1 protein-coding gene is annotated in these 426 nt (G+C 63.8%); it reads right to left on the bottom strand.

The genetic code is table 11. From position 1 onward, the window contains the following. Positions 1–88: 88 nt before the first annotated feature. Positions 89–426 (bottom strand): transposase (locus FNJ47_RS46650; RefSeq protein WP_163163549.1); only part of this gene is annotated, 338 nt, incomplete at its 5' end.

The following is a 426-nucleotide window of genomic DNA, read 5'->3' as shown; positions in this document are numbered from 1 at the left end:
CCTGACAGCTTGTGAAGCTTTCGGGTTTGGCCTGTTATGACGGTGGTTGGGTTATTGCGAAGCTGCGGCCGAGTGGCCGATGTGGTGTTCAGGCGCTATTGAGCCGATACGCCTGCAAGATGTTGTTGGAGAGGGCGAACCAGAGCGCGACGGCACGGACCTTTTCCAGGCCGCGCACGCTGAGTTGCCGCAGGCCCCAGTTGCGCCAGCGAGCGTGGATGCACTCGCAGATCGATCGGAGCTTGTACTGGGCCTTGCCCGGCTCGCTTGCCATCCGGGCCCGCCAGGCCAACACGCCCGGACCGTCGCCGCGCCGCGCCAGGTAGGGATTGGTACCGTGCTTGGATTGCGTGGGCGGACAATAGACCTCAACCCCTTGATCATGCGCCCACTCGATGTCCTCGGCACGGCCAAAGCCGCCATCGA

The sequence above is a fragment of the Bradyrhizobium uaiense genome, from assembly GCF_010811875.1.
In the GTDB taxonomy this organism is placed as follows: domain Bacteria; phylum Pseudomonadota; class Alphaproteobacteria; order Rhizobiales; family Xanthobacteraceae; genus Bradyrhizobium; species Bradyrhizobium uaiense.
Note: the sequence above shows the minus strand (reverse complement) of the source record. Positions and strands in the feature narration are given on the sequence as shown.